General features: G+C 29.2%; 19 protein-coding genes. 4 read left to right on the plus strand and 15 right to left on the minus strand.

The features are described 5' to 3' along the window. Positions 1-112: 112 nt before the first annotated feature. The 9 genes from GXK56_RS27915 to GXK56_RS26270 all read right to left on the minus strand — a co-directional run bounded on the left by GXK56_RS27915 (position 113) and on the right by GXK56_RS26270 (position 5,415). The gene (locus tag GXK56_RS27915) at positions 113-259 is read right to left on the minus strand and encodes a hypothetical protein (RefSeq protein WP_202127949.1); all 147 of its coding nucleotides are present in this window, start codon (positions 257-259) and stop codon (positions 113-115) included. Between the two features lie 13 nt (positions 260-272). After that, positions 273-539 (minus strand): hypothetical protein, encoded by a 267-nt coding sequence (locus GXK56_RS26235; protein ID WP_160693044.1) that lies wholly within the window; start codon positions 537-539, stop codon positions 273-275. Between the two features lie 97 nt (positions 540-636). After that, on the minus strand, positions 637-951 hold the full coding sequence (locus tag GXK56_RS26240) for a hypothetical protein (RefSeq protein WP_160693046.1): 315 nt from the start codon (positions 949-951) through the stop codon (positions 637-639). A 1-nt stretch (position 952) separates the two neighbouring features. Next, positions 953-1,408 (minus strand): DUF2815 family protein, encoded by a 456-nt coding sequence (locus GXK56_RS26245; protein ID WP_160693048.1) that lies wholly within the window; start codon positions 1,406-1,408, stop codon positions 953-955. Between the two features lie 109 nt (positions 1,409-1,517). After that, a complete protein-coding gene (locus GXK56_RS26250; protein WP_160693050.1) occupies positions 1,518-1,763 on the minus strand; it encodes a YozE family protein in 246 nt (81 codons plus the stop codon). 239 nt (positions 1,764-2,002) lie between these two features. Continuing rightward, positions 2,003-4,363: a virulence-associated E family protein gene (locus GXK56_RS26255; protein WP_160693052.1), complete on the minus strand. Its 2,361-nt coding sequence runs from the start codon at positions 4,361-4,363 to the stop codon at positions 2,003-2,005. Positions 4,364-4,482: 119 nt separating this feature from the next. Beyond that, complete coding sequence (locus GXK56_RS26260) at positions 4,483-4,767, minus strand: hypothetical protein (RefSeq protein ID WP_160693054.1); 285 nt, start codon at positions 4,765-4,767, stop codon at positions 4,483-4,485. A 14-nt stretch (positions 4,768-4,781) separates the two neighbouring features. After that, a complete protein-coding gene (locus tag GXK56_RS26265) occupies positions 4,782-5,063 on the minus strand; it encodes a helix-turn-helix domain-containing protein (RefSeq protein ID WP_160693056.1) in 282 nt (93 codons plus the stop codon). Between the two features lie 151 nt (positions 5,064-5,214). Beyond that, a complete protein-coding gene (locus GXK56_RS26270; protein ID WP_160693058.1) occupies positions 5,215-5,415 on the minus strand; it encodes a helix-turn-helix transcriptional regulator in 201 nt (66 codons plus the stop codon). 145 nt (positions 5,416-5,560) lie between these two features. On the opposite strand from GXK56_RS26270, the gene GXK56_RS26275 reads away from it, so the two are divergent. Both GXK56_RS26275 and GXK56_RS26280 read left to right on the plus strand, forming a co-directional pair. Continuing rightward, a complete protein-coding gene (locus GXK56_RS26275) occupies positions 5,561-5,998 on the plus strand; it encodes a helix-turn-helix transcriptional regulator (RefSeq protein WP_160693060.1) in 438 nt (145 codons plus the stop codon). A gap of 89 nt (positions 5,999-6,087) precedes the next feature. Continuing rightward, positions 6,088-7,254 (plus strand): site-specific integrase, encoded by a 1,167-nt coding sequence (locus GXK56_RS26280; protein WP_160693062.1) that lies wholly within the window; start codon positions 6,088-6,090, stop codon positions 7,252-7,254. A 118-nt stretch (positions 7,255-7,372) separates the two neighbouring features. On the opposite strand, the gene GXK56_RS26285 is transcribed toward GXK56_RS26280, so the two are convergent. From GXK56_RS26285 to hflX, 6 genes are all read right to left on the minus strand, one after another. Continuing rightward, on the minus strand, positions 7,373-8,113 hold the full coding sequence (locus GXK56_RS26285) for a YebC/PmpR family DNA-binding transcriptional regulator (RefSeq protein ID WP_160693064.1): 741 nt from the start codon (positions 8,111-8,113) through the stop codon (positions 7,373-7,375). Positions 8,114-8,339: 226 nt separating this feature from the next. Continuing rightward, entirely contained in the window at positions 8,340-8,987 is a 648-nt protein-coding gene (locus GXK56_RS26290; protein ID WP_160693066.1) for a YigZ family protein, read from the minus strand. Positions 8,988-9,081: 94 nt separating this feature from the next. Then, positions 9,082-10,539: a PLP-dependent aminotransferase family protein gene (locus GXK56_RS26295; RefSeq protein WP_160693068.1), complete on the minus strand. Its 1,458-nt coding sequence runs from the start codon at positions 10,537-10,539 to the stop codon at positions 9,082-9,084. Positions 10,540-10,553: 14 nt separating this feature from the next. Further along, entirely contained in the window at positions 10,554-11,483 is a 930-nt protein-coding gene (locus GXK56_RS26300) for a nucleotidyltransferase domain-containing protein (protein WP_160693070.1), read from the minus strand. 157 nt (positions 11,484-11,640) lie between these two features. Next, positions 11,641-12,387, minus strand: a complete 747-nt coding sequence (locus tag GXK56_RS26305) for a hypothetical protein (RefSeq protein ID WP_160693072.1) — start codon at positions 12,385-12,387, stop codon at positions 11,641-11,643. A gap of 55 nt (positions 12,388-12,442) precedes the next feature. Then, a complete protein-coding gene (gene hflX / locus GXK56_RS26310; protein ID WP_160693074.1) occupies positions 12,443-14,233 on the minus strand; it encodes a GTPase HflX in 1,791 nt (596 codons plus the stop codon). A 232-nt stretch (positions 14,234-14,465) separates the two neighbouring features. Here hflX and hpt point away from each other — a divergent pair, with 232 nt between their 5' ends. Together hpt and GXK56_RS26320 are read left to right on the plus strand one after the other, a co-directional pair. After that, positions 14,466-14,987 (plus strand): hypoxanthine phosphoribosyltransferase, encoded by a 522-nt coding sequence (hpt, locus tag GXK56_RS26315; RefSeq protein WP_160693076.1) that lies wholly within the window; start codon positions 14,466-14,468, stop codon positions 14,985-14,987. Between the two features lie 311 nt (positions 14,988-15,298). Beyond that, complete coding sequence (locus tag GXK56_RS26320; protein ID WP_160693078.1) at positions 15,299-17,833, plus strand: transglycosylase domain-containing protein; 2,535 nt, start codon at positions 15,299-15,301, stop codon at positions 17,831-17,833. The last annotated feature ends 89 nt before the right edge of the window (positions 17,834-17,922 follow it).

A 17,922-nucleotide genomic window follows, 5' to 3' on the forward strand; every position in this document is an offset into this window, starting at 1 on the left:
TTTATACTAATTATTGCTGTGTTTCTTTTATTATTTTTTTACTGTTGATTCGCATTCCTATATTTCCATATATTAAAAAGATTCGCCATAATAGCGAATCTTTATACTTAATTTATTCTAATATATCAACATAAACCCTATAATATTTTCCTGATTTATGAGGTTTGCCAATAACTCCAAGTTTAATACCTTTAGATAAAGCTTCAATAATCTTTATTTTCTCCATTTCATTCTCATATTTAATTATTATCTTAGCCATTAATGAAACCTCCTTAGCTATTTAAATACGTATCTGTACAATCAAGAATTTCCTGTATAGCTTGTACTTTAAATTCTGGTGTAGCCTTTTCATTCTCGCTCTCATTAACTTTCCTTATCCACTTCATCAGCATAACAAACATAACATTTGCTATCCTTAACTCTCTTTCTGATATTCCTTGAGTTAGTCTATATATTTCCATTTCATTAAGTTGGCTTACATTTTCCACAAATTCTTCTGCAATCGCAATCTTAATTAAATCCTTATTAATTTTACTCATACCTACTTTTACCTACCTTTTCTTTTAATTCAAATAATAGTTTTATCAATTTTATTTCTAATTCTGTTAACTTCTCCATTACTGAAAACCTCCTATTCTAAAGTGCTCCTATGATATTAGTATCTTTTAAGAATTTAAGGTTAGTCATTCCAGATATAACCCCTCTTTCAAAGTAATATCTGCAGTAATCTCTCATAACAGAGTTTACCAACTCGTCATAATCTTCTAGCATATTCTTATACTCTTCTGGAGCGTTATCAATCAAATGTTTGAGTAATTCATCAGCTTTGTTATACTCTTCAAATCGTTCATTGTCTTTTTTTAAAGCCGTTAATTCCTGAGTTTCTTGAATATGATGAAACTCATTTTCTATAACATTATTTATCAATCTTTTAGTTTCTTCAAAGTTCATATTACATAGCACCTCCTATAAGTTGAATATTGTTAAGACCTGCTGCTATACCTTTATTACCATTTGAATTATAAGAGTAAAGATTAAAAGATACTTTTGCATAATATCCATTCTTTACTTGCATTGGCCCAACTATAGTATTTACATTCGAATCCACTATACCAGGTTTATTTTTACTATTTGCATTAAAGAAATAGCAGCCTTTATATAATGGATCTCCTTGTCTTTCTAAATCTCCATCTCTTGGAAGTGTTTTTATATATTTCTTATTACTGAATCCAATTTGGGCTTGAGCTATAGCTGCATTAATAGCCCTTAATGTTTCAGTATCTGTCTTTGGAATTATTACAGTCGTTGAATATCTTGGCTCACAATCTTCCATTCCTTCTATTGTATATGGTTCAAATATATGGGCATATGCTAATTTAACTATTCCTGTAATTATCTTTGTATTCATCTATCAATCCCTCCTAAAAACTTACTATTGTGTTTTAGGAACTACTAAGGTATTCTTAAATTGCGAGTTTAAGGGGTTACTTTAATTAGCTCCTTTGGGTTTAGGCTTTTTAGTCTAAACCCTTTTTCAATTTCATGAATGTTTTATATGCATATCTAAATGTGTCTTTTGCTTCTTTGCAAGCTTGCTTATAATTCAAATAATCTATCATTTCACTATAATCATGCGTATCTGGAAAATTAGGATCACTAAATATATCTCTTGCTAAGTCTCCCCTCGGGTTATTACTCCAACGCTTGTCTACTATCCATTGTTTAAAAGTTATATTTTCCTCAACTAATATTAGATCACTCATTTTATTATTCCTTTCTCTTTATTATTTGCACGCACAACACAACCAATTTTCTATTCTTTTCAAATACACTATTTAGGGAGTACTATATATACCCTATCCCCCCTAATTATTAAAAATATAAATTTATATAAATAGGTTGTGTAGGTTGTGTATAATAACTTCTAGCCATTGATTTAACTAAAATTCATCATTCACAACCTACTGCCTAGAGGTTGTGTTTAGGTTGTGAGGTTGTGCAATTATTCTGACACAACCTCAAAATCATTAATAGCCTTTAACATTCTTCTAGGTGGTATTATATATTTTCTTCTAGAATCTGGCTCTATACCTTTTTTTGCAAGAATTGTCTTTAAATTTTGTCTTGCATAACCACTCTGCCTATCCGTTAAATTCAATCCGACTACTATTTCAGTAAATGTGTACTTATCCCATTGCTCTTTTGGTGCATCCCAATTGAGTTTATCTTCTAGTATCTGCTCTAGTTCATCAGTTTCCATGTGTAATTCTTGCTGTACTTTAGCCTGCTTTTCTTCTTCTTCATTCAACGTAATAATATATCCAGCTCTATATAGCTCTATAGCTTCGGCCCATATTTGTAATACAACTTCTCTACTTAAATCTTTAAATACACTTTTCCTAGGATCATTCACTTTGACATCAACTGGCCAAAATCTTCTATTTCCTGTCTTATCCTTTAAAAATTCCTTATCATTTGTAGTTCCACAATATAGCCATTGTATAAGTAATATAATATTTCTTTTTCCATAAGCAGGCCTGGCTTCAAATTCAATTCTCGTTATAAAATTTTTAGTTACTTCCACATCTGCTCTTTTCATATTAGATAATTCAGCCATTTCAACTATTAATTTCCCTCTAAGAACTTCTATAGCTTTCTTTGTATCTTTTAAATCAATATTGTTATCGGAAAACCAATCCATGCCTAACTTTTTAAAAAAAGTACTTTTCCCTATTCCTTGTGGTCCACTTAATATGGGCATGTTATCAAATTTGGTTCCTGGTCTGTATATTCTCGCCACTCCTGCCACTAACCATTTTTTCATAATAAACCTTGTATATAATGTGTCCTCTGCTCCTAAATAGTCTATTAATAATGTTTCTATTCTTTGGACTTTATCCCACTTCAAGTTATTGAATAAATGTTTAACAGGGTGAAAAGAGTTTTTTGCAACAACTAACGAAATAGCATCATTATATTTTGATATATTGGAAATTCCATAATACTTTTCAATGAATGTTCTAAGTCCGGCATCATCTGTATCATTCCATTCTGAAAGATCATTAATTTTTCTCCATGGAAGTTCCCCATTTACAACAATTTTATTAGTAAATTCATTATATGCAATTTTACATTTAAGTAATGGTTCATTGTCTATTATTAGTACATAATTATCTGAAATATTTAATACTCTTCCTTTATCTGACACTTGTAATTTTTCTAGCCATTCAGTACTCATTTCATCATCAGATACAACAATGTCAAAGTCTTCTTGAGCCTTTTCCATACGTTCTTTACCTATAGTCTCTTTAACCTTCTTATCACTAGAAGCAAACTCTGTCATTTTAATAAATGAAGGTAATCTATTAGCAGGTGTATTTTCCTTTGCATTATCATCTAATTCACCAAACTTATGAATTCTAATTAAGTCAAATGCATTGCATAGTATTCCACTTGTAGGATCAGTACCATGATGTGAAAAACTGAATTTATCATCATATACAACTAATCCACCTGAAGTACTTCCTTCTGAAAATGTGTATCTTGTATCATCAGCACCTGCAGCATAAACATCACTTAAAAACTCTCCTATAGCTTCACTTATTGAATATGTTCTGCAGAAAGCTCCTATAACACCTTTCTTTTCTAATGGATCCTCTTGCTTTTTAATTGCTGAATTTAATTTAGCTCTAGCTCTTGAACTCTCTGGCCAATAACTTACATCTTGCCAACCAAATGTATATCTTTCTAATATTTCATCAGGATTTAACCACTCTAAATCTTGTACTTTAAATATATATTCTCCATCACTTGAAGTTGATGGCCAATACATTAAACGACATGGTTCATAAGTTGTATCATCAAATTGATCTATTCCTAAATCATCTGCAATCATTCTAGCTATAGCTTGATATTCATCTGGTAGAACTGGCCTACTTAAAGGAATTACAATTCTTAATCTTTGGTTATCAGATGCATGAGTATGAGTTGAATACATTACAACTGAAAAGTCCCATAATAGTTCTATGCTTGACCAGATATCACCTACTACATAATCTAAATCTAATGTTAATAACGTTCTGTTAGCTACATTCTCAGCCTTCCTACGACCATTTTTAAGACTACCACCAACAAATCCTCCAACGTCTTTAATTCTGTCTCTATCAGCCTTTGGCATCTTCTTATATTCTGCATAAGTTTCCGGTGTTCTTGTAGTAGAACTTAATTTCTCAACTAAGGCTGAGTATAATATATTTCTATTCTTCCATTGCTTTGCTGTTTTATTTCTTCCTGTAGCTAGTGATACTTGGCCATCATATTTTATTTTTTTATGGTTAAATTCTTCTATTGTTTTATCCTCCATGTACACCACCTAATTTCTAATTGCCCTTTTAAAGTAATTTAATCCTCTGAATGATGGTATAGAATTAAACTCTTTACATAAGGCAATGTATTTACTAAATAACTTTAAATCCATTATTATTACACTTCCTCCCTTTCTTTTTCTCCAATATAACCAATATTTTCGTTATCTTCATTTTTCAATGAATAACACCATTTAAACACGCTAATTATGTAAGATGGGCGTTTCACTTTTATTAACTTATCCTTGTATATACTAACTATCCCACCAGTAAAAAATATTTCTAGCTCTCCATCATCATAAGAAACAACATTGTATACTTTACCTTTAACTAATAATGCACCTGGCTTACTATAGTAGAATGTACCTTTTAATAATCGTTCTTTTAATTCCTCTAGCTCCATATTAAATCAACTCCTTACTTATGCTGATTTTGAACCCATTCGTCTAATCCCTTTTTTGATACAAACCATTTATCTTTCACTTTATATGAAGGAAAATCTTTTCTTGGTAATAGATCAGTATACATTGTGTTTTGACCAACCCCTAAAACCTTAGCTGCTTCTTTAGGAGTATACGCTAACTTTTCATCATCATTTGCCTTGAAATCTTTTAATTTCTCCCTAACTTCTGTTGTAATAAAATCCACTGTTAGATTGATAAACTTTTCAAAATAAGGATCTCTTTTAATCTCTTCCATAGGCTCACCCTCCAGTTTTTTAATATTAATACTGTTGTTATACATCTCATCTTAGAGTGTGGTTTTCCTTGTCTTATACTCTGCATTGTCATTATAGAATTTTATAGATGTGCTACCTTCTACGTGAGGTTACTTACTTTCAGTTGGTAAGCTATTGTTCATCTGAAAAGAATAATTCTGTTACTGTTGTATTAAGAGCTTCTGCTAATTTTTCCAATGTTCTAACTGGTATAGTTTTAATACCATTTCTTTCTATATTACATATTGTTGATGTGCTAACACCTGATTTTGCATAAAGTTGTTTTTGAGTTAATCCTTGTTTTCGTCTTTCTAACTCTAAAGTTGACAACATATATTCGCCCCTCTTTCTTTTCGGTAATTTAATTACCTGTTAACCATATAATAGACAACATAATTACCGATGTCAATATATTTTTCAAAAAAAGTTGTAAAATTATTATCGGTTGTGATAATATCATTATAGGAGGTGGCATGAATTGAATATCGGAGAAAATATAAAGAAATATAGAAAACTTGCACATATAACCCAGGTACAACTTGCACAAAAAATTAATAAAAGTGAAAGTACCATTAGAAAATATGAAGCTAATAATGTGAAACCTGATTTTTCTGTTCTTGATGATATTGCTAGCGTTCTCGGTTGTAGTCTTATAGATTTAGTAAATGATACAGATACATCTATAAATTCTAAATCCAAAGAAATATCCGAATTTTTTAACTTTAATCAATATATAAAAACTTTAGGATATGGAATAGATGGAGACGAGTCAGAAGGATATCTCATTATTAACGCTCCAGATGGAACATATGAGATAACAGAAAAAAGTATTGAAGAACTCACAACAACAACAAAAGCATTTGTATCATTTAAACTTCAAGAGATAATAAAAAGTTCAAGAAAAATAGGTAAATAGTTTAATTAATAATAGCTTATATTGGCCCATAAGGCTTTAATATATTCGCCCCTTATAGAATATAATTAAATCTTATAGGAGGTCATACAATGGCTAAAACAATATATAAAAAGAAAATTAAGAATGGTAAAGAATATTACTTTCATAGATTAAGGCACGAAAATTTAGAAAATCCTAAGGACATTTATGCTAAAACAGTAAAAGAACTTGAAAGTAAAATTAAACAGATCAAATATGATCTTGAACACGAAATTGTGAATAATAAAGAATGCTTTGAAACATTCTTCACAGACTGGCTTTTTGATGTACATTTTGGGCACCTAAAACCATCAACTAAAGAAAATTATGAGGGTGTTTTTAGAATGTATATAAAAGACAGTTCTCTATCTAAAATTAAGGTTAAGGATCTAAAGTTAATTGATGTACAAAAATTTTATAATAACCTGGTATCTAATAGCTGCACTATTATAAGAATAAAGAATATACACAAGATAATACGTCCATTCGTCAGGTATCTATATGACAATAATATAATTATAAAGGATTTTTCCAAAGCTATAATCTTACCCAAAGAAGATGAAAAAACAAAATTAGCTAGAGGGAATAAAATAATTCCTTTTACATTAGAAGAAGAAAGAACTTTCCTTGCAGCTATAAAAGGTCACTCTTCAGAAATGATTTTTGTTACTGCTCTGTATAGTGGTTTAAGACAAGGTGAACTATTTGCTCTTACCTGGGATGATATTAATTTTGAGAAAAACTATATTGATGTAAATAAGACATATCGATATATAGCAGATGTGTCACGCGAGGGTCGTTCTAATGGTTATAGCTTTATACAAACACCTAAGACACATAAAAGTATTAGAAAAGTTCCTATACCACAGTTTCTTGTAAAAATGTTATTACAATATAGGAATGAACAGAGATTACAAAAGATAAGATATGCTGATATATATGAAGATAACAACCTGGTATTTTGTAATAATCTAGGTGCGTATTTAGTTGATAGCACTATAGGACGCCAATATAAGATTATTTTAAAGAATAATAATATACCAGTAAGAAAGTTTCATGATATGAGACATACATTTGCTACTCGATTATTTGAGCTTGGTGAAGAACCAAAAACAGTCCAGGAGCTATTAGGGCATAGTACAGTATCAATTACACTTAATACTTATACTCATGTTTTAGAATCAGTAAAAGAAAAAGCTATTTCAAAACTTGATGAACTTCATTCTATATTAAAATAAAAAAAAATACCTCTTATTTGCTTATAGGGGGCAAATAAGAGGGCAAAACAAAATTTTAATAATTATATTACACTAGCAAAGCTAGTAAATAAGCCATGTTATCTATAAATTTTAGATACTATTCATTCCAACCTTCAGGGAACTCAGCGTTGTGATAAACATTTTGAACGTCATCATCATCTTCAAGTAAATCTAACATCTTTTGGAACTTCTTAGCTTCATCTTCATTTATTGCTGTATATGTATCTGGTATCATTTTAACCGCTGCTTCTAAGAACTCAATTCCTTCAGCTTCTAAAGCTTCTCTAACAGTTCCAAAATCATCTGGAGTTGTAGTTACTACAAACACTTCTTCTTCATCTGCTGAGAAATCTTCTGCTCCTGCGTCTAAAGCTATCATCATTAATTCATCTTCATCTTTATCACCTTTTTCGATGATAATTTCACCTTTTTCTTGGAACATAAATCCTACACAGCCTGAAGTACCCATGTTTCCGCCACCTTTTGTAAATGCACTTCTAACATTTCCAGCTGATCTATTTTTATTATCAGTAAGAGTTTCAACTATTACTGCCACTCCACTAGGTCCATAACCTTCATAAACTATATTTTCATAATTAACTGCTGATAATTCACCAGAAGCTTTTTTAATTGCCTTAGATATTGTATCGTTAGGCATATTTTCTGCCTTTGCTTTTGCAATTACATCACGTAATTTAGCATTTGTATCTGGATTAGCACCACCATTTTTAACGGCCATTACGATTTCTTTGCCTAGCTTAGTAAATATTTTACCTCTTTTTGCATCTGTCTTTCCTTTTTTTGCTTGAATGTTATGCCACTTTGAGTGTCCTGACATGTAATTTCCTCCTTACTTTAATTTAAACTTCATATTTGCAATAAGTATTTTATATTATGAACTTTAGTAATTATTTCTTAATATTATTTTATTACAAATCTCTCATACTAGAATTTTTTGTTTTTTAACACAAAATTCAACAAACATTATACCACATTTTAGTTTAATTCACAATGTACCTCTTTATCCTAAAAACTCAATTTATTATATAATAATTTACTAGAAATTAGATCTCAGCATATAACCTATTTCCTTCTTTAAAGTAAATTCCTTCATTACTTTTTCTAACTATAACTTTTCCATTTGTAGCTTCTACTACTTCATTTTCCACATTATCTGCAATTGTCTTTTCAGTCAGCATATTAACTATTACTTTATCTGTATATTCAACCTCTTCAATATGCCAAGAATTTTGACCACATATATATTGAATTTTCCCAAATAAATCATATTCCATTTCAAAGCTTAATTTTAAGCCTTCAACTTTTTCTACAACTCCAGCTGCCTTTATGGCTATGCTAGCTCCTTTTGTGTATGCTCTAGTTAACCCTCCTGTTCCAAGAAGTATTCCTCCAAAGTATCTTGTAACAACTACAGCACAATCTGTTACCCCACTTTTTTTCAACACTTCAAGTATAGGAATACCTGCTGTCCCTTGTGGTTCACCATCATCTGAATATCTTTGTATATTCATGTTGCTTCCAATAATGTAAGCTGAGCAGTTATGCCTAGCTTGCTTATGCATGTTTTTTATTTCACCTATAAACGCTTTAGCTTCTTCTTCACTTTCAACTCTTTTGGCATATCCAATAAACTCTGATTTCTTTTCTTCAAATCTATCTTCTCCAAAATCTTTCACTGTAATATAAGGCATTTCTTTACTCCTTTTCAGTTTTGTATCCTTTAGGCATATAATGTTAGTAATATTACTTAAAATATACCCTATTAAATAATATTTATTTTACTTCTTATTTATTCTTTAAGACTACGGCTTCTATTGTTTTTTCAGCTTTTAAAGAAAGTATTTCTTCCTTTATTATTTTCATGCCCCATTCTATCTTTTTAATGTCTGTTTGATAAAAAGCTATTCTAAATGAATCTTGTCCCTCATCTTTTACAGTAAAAAACATAGCTCCTGGGGTAATATAAACATTTCTTCCCTTAAGCCTTCTAAAAAGTTCCTTTGTGTTAATCGTAAACTCTTCTTTAAATGTTAAATAAAAGCTTAACCCGCCCTTTGGATCAATATAATCCAATATATGATTAAATTCAGTATCTAAAATTTTCTTTAAATGTATATATCTTTTTACATATTCATGATTTAAATTTTTTATATTTTCTCTCCATTTATTATCTGAAATATATAATTCCAATGCTCTCTGCATCAAGCTTGAAGTCGTTATATCTGTATTATGCTTAGAATTTTGAAGGGTTTCTCTAAATATATCTGGTGTTACCAAGTATCCCAATCTTATCCCTGGAAGAAATATTTTAGAGAAGCTTTTTATATAAATAACCCTATCATTTTTATCAAGCCATTTAAACGGAACATATTCTAAAGAATTTTCATATATAAGTTCTGATAAATAATCATCTTCAATTATGTAGAAATCATAAATCTGTGCAAGTTCTAAAATTCTTTTTTTCTTTTCTATACTATAACTTATTCCTGTTGGATTTTGAAAATAGCTCATGGTAAAAAAACATCTTATTTCATTTTTTTGAAGTATTTTTTCGAATTTATTTAAATTAATTCCATCTCTTTCAATTGGTAATTCAAATACATTAACCTTTCTCCATTTGAAAACTGATAAAGCTCCTGCATAAGTTGGTTTTTCAACAATTATATTATCATTTATGTTCAATATTCCTTTTGAAGCTATATCTATTCCTTGTTGTGCTCCAGAAACTATAATTATATCTTCATTGTTTAATTTATTATTCCAAAATGCTTTATTTATTGTATCAATAAGCTTGTTATATCCATTTCTATTGTCAGAAAGCAATGCATTTGCACCATCTCTTTCCAAAACCTGATTTATTATCTGCTTTAAATCCTCTATTGGAAATAACACTTCTTTTGAAGTTTCTCCCGTAAAATCAATTATATCAATGGACTCATCCATAGACAGCTTTTTTAAGGTATTTGAATACTCTCTCCTAAAATTTGATACAACTTCTTTTCTCTTAGCATAGCTTCCGCTTCCAACCTTTTGATATGCATATCCTTCAGCCTTTAACTTATTATAAGCACTAACTATAGTCACATTGTTTACCTGAAGCTTTTTTGATAATTCTCTTATTGTCGGAAGCTTGTCGCCTTCTTTTATTTTTCTTTTATCAATTAAAATCTTTATAAAATTAGCTATTTGAACATACTTAGGCGTTTCATCATTATTAAATTTAAAATCCTTATAATTATCCATAAGCTTCCTCTCAATTAATCTCTATCTAATATTTTAATTTGCTTATAGCCTTTATATGAATATACATTTTCACTTATTAATTTTTCATTAGATGGCAAATCTAATTTTTTCGTTTCTTTAATTATTAATTTTCTTTTATATAATTCCTTTAATATATCTTCAATTTTTATATCAAATTCTTTAAAGGTTTCGCTATTTTTTATTTCATATGAACTTAAAGCGGCATCTTTATCACCTAAATAATCTAGCAACATTTTAGCTGCTTCATTTATATTTTCATCTAAAAAATTCTCCATATAATCTACAGTAGTTTGTATGTTTTCCTTTATGCATTTACCATTAAATAAACTTTCAACAATCATACTAAATTTATTATTTAAATTTGTAGCCATTTTAACTGCATCTTTACTTACAGTATATCCATTTAAATTGAGAAATAACTTAGCAAAACTGTCCAATGCTCTTATTAAAACTTCATAAGAAGTAAAAATACTGTCATTATGTAAATATTTTTTCGTTACTCCTAAATCTTTTATAACGTTACCTAAATATACTAACTTCCATATTTCCTTATACTTATCTAAACTATATTTTGCTTTATTAAAAACACTTTCTATTTCTTCATCTCTTGAAAATATAATTTTTGATGATACAAGCAAATTTCGAATACTTCCTTTCTTACCATCACTTTTATATAATTCTAAAAATTTTTCTTTATTTAATACTTTCATATGCACAGGAATATCTAATATTTCTGAATATATGTCTCTAACTTCTTCAAAAACATCTTTATATACAACAAATAAATCTATATCTGATTCTTCCCAAAGATCTCCGCTGATTATGCTACCAAATGCAAATATAGCCAACACTTTTTTATTGACTTTTAATACATTCATTAACTTTTCAGAGGACTTTTGATAATCTATTATAGATTTTGACATTTCGCTTCACCTTCTTTGTCTAAATAAAACACATTAACATTATAACTTATACCAATATTTATTTAAAGTAAATGGATTTATAATTTATATCCAAATAATTTAAATTAGTCACTTTCTACAGTAAAAAAGATTCTTAAATAATTAAATCTAAGAATCTTTACTTCCTAAATGGCGGACAATTTCTATCCATATTATCTATTAGTTTAAGAAAAATTGTAAGCCTTCTCCCTAGGTTATTTATTATATCATCAACTTCATCATTCATTTTATAGCTTAATTTTAATGCATTTTTAATTTCTTTTGTATCAGTAAATGCACTTGTTTGAAATGCTGTTGCAGTAGCTGACATATTAGTTGACGCAAATGAAATAATATTTAAAGCATCTAAAAGAGGTCTAACCTGCCTTGTAAAATACAATTCCGTAAAAGTATCTACTTGAATAGAATTATAATTATCCCTAATTAAGGCCAAAGATGCAAGTGCATCACTTAAATTTTTGAGTCTATCTAAAAGTTCTTGTTGTCTTGCTTTTATTTCTTCACATAAATTATTTATATCATTGCTAGTACCACCACTATTAGTAACATTTGTATTATTAATACCATTGTCATTTTCAGCATTGTTAGTGTTTGCATTAGTATCTTCTGTATTATTTACGTTAGCTTGGTTTGAATTTGTTTTATTCTCTCCATCAGATGAGTTTCCATTAGATTTCTTCTTACTATTCACATCACCAGTATTGATTCCCAAGCCACCCTGCATAATATTTTCACCATAAATATCTCCGCCTACTTTTTTTACATATTCCTCTTCTGTTTCATATATATCCTGCCGACTCTTAGTATCTCTCTGATTTTTAGCCTTGTTTTTTTTATGGCTCCTATTAGATTTTCGATGCGACATATATACAGAACCCTTAATTAATACTCATATTTAATATATTAAATATAATAGAAATTTATTCTTCTATAACATATTCCCTAGTTTTGTTATATACTTCTTCATCTACTTCTGCCTTTATATAAGTTCCGTTATCTTTATATTCTTCCTCTATAATTCTTGCATTTCTATGAAGAAAAGATTGTATATCCCCTTTTTCATAAGGTATTAAATATCCAACTTTTTTATAATTATACGGTAGTTTTTCTTCTATTAAGGATAATAATTCTTCTAAATTAGTACCTTCTTTAGCTGATATTTGTATTACTTCTTTATCACCTATGATTTCTTTTATATTTGCAATCTGTTCTTCTGTTGCCTTATCTATTTTATTTAAAACTAATATAGTATCTTTATCAATTGCTCCAAGCTCACTAAGAACTTCATTTACTGCAATATACTGTTCTACCGCTGTATCCGAAGACGTATCTATTACATGACATAAAAGATCAGAAAAAATTACTTCCTCTAATGTAGATTTAAATGCTTCAACTAAATCATGTGGAAGTTTTCTTACAAACCCAACTGTATCTGTAAGAGTTATTATTCCTTTATTTTTAAGAGTTATAGCTCTTGTTGTTGTATCCAAAGTTGCAAAAAGCATATCTGCTTCAAATACCTTTTCTTTTGTTTGATTTTCTTTCTTAGAAGCAAAATCACATAAAGCATTCCTTAAAGTTGATTTACCTGCATTAGTGTATCCAACTAAAGACACTTTAGGTATATTTTCTTTGTTTCGTTTTTCTCTTTGTACTTCTCTTGTCTTCTTAATTTTCTTTAATTCATCTTTCAAATCATATATAGTTTCCATTATATGTCTTCTATCAGTTTCAAGTTTCTTTTCTCCTGGACCTCTAGTTCCAATACCTCCTCCAGTTCTAGAAAGAATTGTTCCCAAGCCCTGTAATCTTGACATTCTATATTTAAGCTGTGCAAGTTCTACTTGAATCTTAGCTTCTTTTGTCTTAGCTCTAGTAGCAAATATTTCTAAAATCAATGTAGTTCTATCAATTACCTTTGCACCTAATGCAGCCTCCAAATTTCTAACTTGAGAGCCAGAAAGTTCATCATCAAATATTATTACATTTGCTCTTTCAACTTGTCTCATAGATGCAATTTCTAAAACTTTTCCTCTTCCTATAAAAAAAGCCGCATCAATTTTATTTCTACTTTGAAATACTGTTTTTAAAACAGGCACATTACAAGCTTCTGCTAATTCCTTTAATTCTTCTAAGCTTTCTTTAGTATCAGAACCAACTAAAATTGCTTTTTCCTCAGTATCTTCTATAACATCATTAGTTCTAATTAAATTTTCTACAAATCTTATTTTGTCTAATATGTGTATTGAAGTTATTTCTTCTAATGAAAGATTTTTCTTTTCTTCAAATTCTAATTTATTATTATATAATGTAAGCATTCCTAAAGAAAAATCTATAATCTTTCCATCTATTATTGCTACTGATACAATTGCATCTAATTTTAATTTTAAAAGTGCAGTTAAGTCTAAAGCTGAAAGATTGCAATATCCATTTGGATGAGTGTGTATTACCCTAACTCCAGACAATCTTTTTTCTTCTATATCTATTATTGGAACTTCTACTGATGTAGAGTCTCCAATTGCAACAGATGTAACATTGCCTTTTCTATTAATAGCAACGCTGACTTCTCTTTCAATAAGACTAGAAATTCTTGCAATTATATTTAAAATTTCTAAATCACAAATTTCATCTTTCAAGTTTTTAATTGAATAAATTCCTTCTAATTCATCTATTATAGACTTTCTAATTCCTTCAATATTTCCATATATCATATAAACACCTCACTTAAGTTATCTTGACAACTTTCATATAATTTTATACTATTAATTCATTAATTACAACTTATACAATTCTAATTAACGGTAATAATGCATTATGGTGATGAAAAATGCTGTATAATTAAAATTTACAAGCTATTTCCCACAATAAGGCCTTATTTTAATTGGTTAATTGCACAATTGTCACTTATTAATATTTAAATAAATTTAAAGGAGTTTTAGAAATATGGATGATAAAAAACGTAACATTCTTTTTTCAGAGGAGCAAATAAATTCTAGAATAAAGGAACTTGGTGAAATTATTACTAAGGATTATAAAGGTAAAAAACTTTATGTTTTATCTTTACTTCGTGGTAGCTTTGTATATGCTGCTGATTTAGTTAGAGCTATAGATTTAAATACAAAGATAGGTTTTATGACTACATCAAGTTATGAACATAATGAAACTTCTTCTGGAAGTGTTAAAGTGGTTAGTGATATTTCTGATAATATTGAAGGATGGGACGTTCTTATAGTTGATGATATTGTTGATACTGGAATAACAATGAATTTTGTTGTTGATCACATAAAAAAATTAAATCCAGCTTCTGTTAAGACTTGTGTTCTTCTTGACAAACCTTCTAGAAGAAAAATAGAAATAGTTCCAGATTATTGCTGTTTTGAAATTGAAGACTTATTTGTGGTAGGATACGGATTAAATTATGGTGATTTCTATAGAAATGTACCTTATGTATTTAACTGGGAGTAAAAAATTAGAAACATATTTTTTATTATAAAAAGAAACCTAAAAAAATAGGTTTCTTTTTTTCTCCAATATTTTACTTTTTTCCTCTACTTTATCTATACTCCTTTTATGAAAAAGTTCTAATATTTTATTTTATTTAACAATTTAAAAAAGAAAAAATAACACTATAATCAAAATATCGTGTTATTTTTCATTTTACACAATTTTACATTATCACAAGCTTTATATTGAGTTATTGATTTACTCATACTATAATTATGCTATAATAATATAGACTATTATTAATTTTAAACCTGATATTTTAGGAGGATAAAATGGCAGATAACAATAAAGCAAAAAAAGCAAATAATATTCCACGAAATAAAAAGCCACCTAAACGCAAGAAATCGAGAAAATTCTTGAAAGGCATATGTTTTGGGTTTATATTTTGTTTTTTAGCAGTTTTAGTAGTAGGCTTTGGCTATGCCTTTGCTATTATAAAAGCTACCCCTCCTCTAAATGTTAATGATGTATTATCATTAAATCAGCCTTCTAGTATATATGATAGTAAAGGTGACTTTATGGATAATCTTCATACAGATGAGGAACGGTATGTTATAGATTCAAAAAAAATGCCTACTAACTTAAAAAATGCTTTTGTATCTATAGAAGATGAAAGATTTTACAAACACAATGGAATTGACATTCAAAGAATTCTTGGAGCTGCTTATTTAGACGTAAAAAAAATATTAACTAAACAAAAAGGATTACATGGAGCTTCAACATTAACTCAACAATTATTAAAAAATACAGTCTTAAGTAATGATTTTTCAATTGAAAGAAAAATTAGAGAAGCTTATCTAGCAATAAATTTAGAGCAAAAATTAACAAAAGATCAAATTCTTACAGCATATTTAAATACAATCCCATTAGGTGGTCGCGTATATGGAGTAGAAGCTGCTTCTTTATATTACTTTGGGAAAAGTACTTCTGATTTATCATTAATAGAATGTGCCTATATTGCTGGAATAACTCAGGCTCCAACTACTTACAGTGCTTATAATGAAAATAATCAAAAAGATCCAACCCCATACATTAATAGAACTCTTACAGTTCTAGGTATGATGCATAATTTACAGTACATAACTGATGATGATTATAATAAAGCAGTTTCTGATGTTAAAAATGGCGGCTTAGTATTTAAATCAATCAAAACAGATTATAGATTAAATTATGAATGGTTTGTATATCCTGTTGTTTCTCAAGTAAAAGCAGATTTAAAAGAAAAATATAATTATACTGATGAACAAGTTTCACAAATAATTGTAAATAGAGGTCTTAAAATTTACACAACAATGGATAGAAATCTACAAGATTTTACTCAAGCTACTTTAGATGATTATAGTAATCTAGAAATTGGTAACAAAGAAAAATTTGATAAAGATGGTGTGCCTTTATTGCAAGCTTCAGCTACTATAGTGGATTATCAAACAGGTCATGTACTTGCAATGGTTGGAGGACGTGGTAAACAAAAACCACAATCAATTAATAGAGCTTATGATGATTTACGACCTATAGGTTCCTCTACAAAACCATTAACTATATATGGCCCTGGTATTGACCAAAAAATAATAACAGCTGCTACCACTATAGACGATGCTCCAATTCCTGAAGAAATAGGTAAAAAATATGCTGGCTCTGATGGTCCTTACAATCCTTTAAACTCTCCTAATGAGTATTCAGGACTCATTACTGCTAGAGAAGCTCTTACTCACTCAAAAAATACAGGTGCAGTTTTATTTGAGGATAAAATAGGATTGAAGACAGGTATATCCTATGGTGAAAAATTAGGGCTAAAATTTAATGCTGCATCAAAAAGTTCAATGGCATCTATTGCATTAGGGCAAGTAAACAATTCACCTTCTGATAGAGATGGAGGAAATAGCTTTATTTTAGCTAATGCATATGGTACCTTTGGAAATAATGGTATGTATACAAAACCTGTATTATATACTAAAGTAGTTGATGCAACTGGAAAAACGTTGCTTAATAATACTACACCAAAGCAAACTAAAGTTTTTTCTCCTCAAGCAGCTTACATATTATACGATATGTTAAAAGGACCAGTAAATGAATATAACGCTACTGGAGCAAGATGGGGAAATATGCCTATCTCGGGTAAGACTGGTACCACTACTAATTCTACAGACTTATGGTTTGCAGGACTTTCACCGTACTTATCAGGAGCCGTATGGATTGGATACGATAAACCTGATAAACTAATTGGTAGTTCAAGTGGTTGTGCAAGACTTTGGGGAAAATTAATGGCAAAAGCTCATGAAGGATTAGAAGTAAAAGAAATAGATCCTCCTAGTAATGGTATCGTAAAAGCTAATGTATGTAAGGATTCTGGATTGCTTCCAAGTTCTCTATGTAGTGCCGATCCTAGGGGGAGCAGAATTATTGAAGAAATGTTTATTGAAGGAACTGAGCCAAAAGAAACTTGTTCAACACATGTAGCAGTTAATGTAAATAGATTTACCAACAAAATGGTTGAAAACTCTTCTATATTAACTCAAAGTAGAGTATATATAAAGAAAGATCATCCAAATTCAGCTACAGCAGACTATCCATATGTTTTAACTTCAACTAGTGATCTTACAGCGCCTGAGCAACCTGTAACCGAAACTCCTAGTGGAGCACCTCCTGCTGTAAATCCTTCAACTCCGCCTCCCGTTGTAAATTCACCGGAAGGTTCTACTAACAATAATATTGATAATACTAATAATACTCCAAAAACAAAACATAACCCAACAGGGCCTGGGAACACTAATGTAAATTCACCATTAGCTCCTGGTACTAACAATTAATAAATATATACAAAATACAACTTCATATATAAAATAAAGGGGCTGTTGCAAAACTAACGTAGTTAGTTTTGTAGCAGCTCATTTTTTAT

Source organism: Clostridium sp. C2-6-12, from assembly GCF_009928485.1.
GTDB lineage: Bacteria > Bacillota > Clostridia > Clostridiales > Clostridiaceae > Clostridium.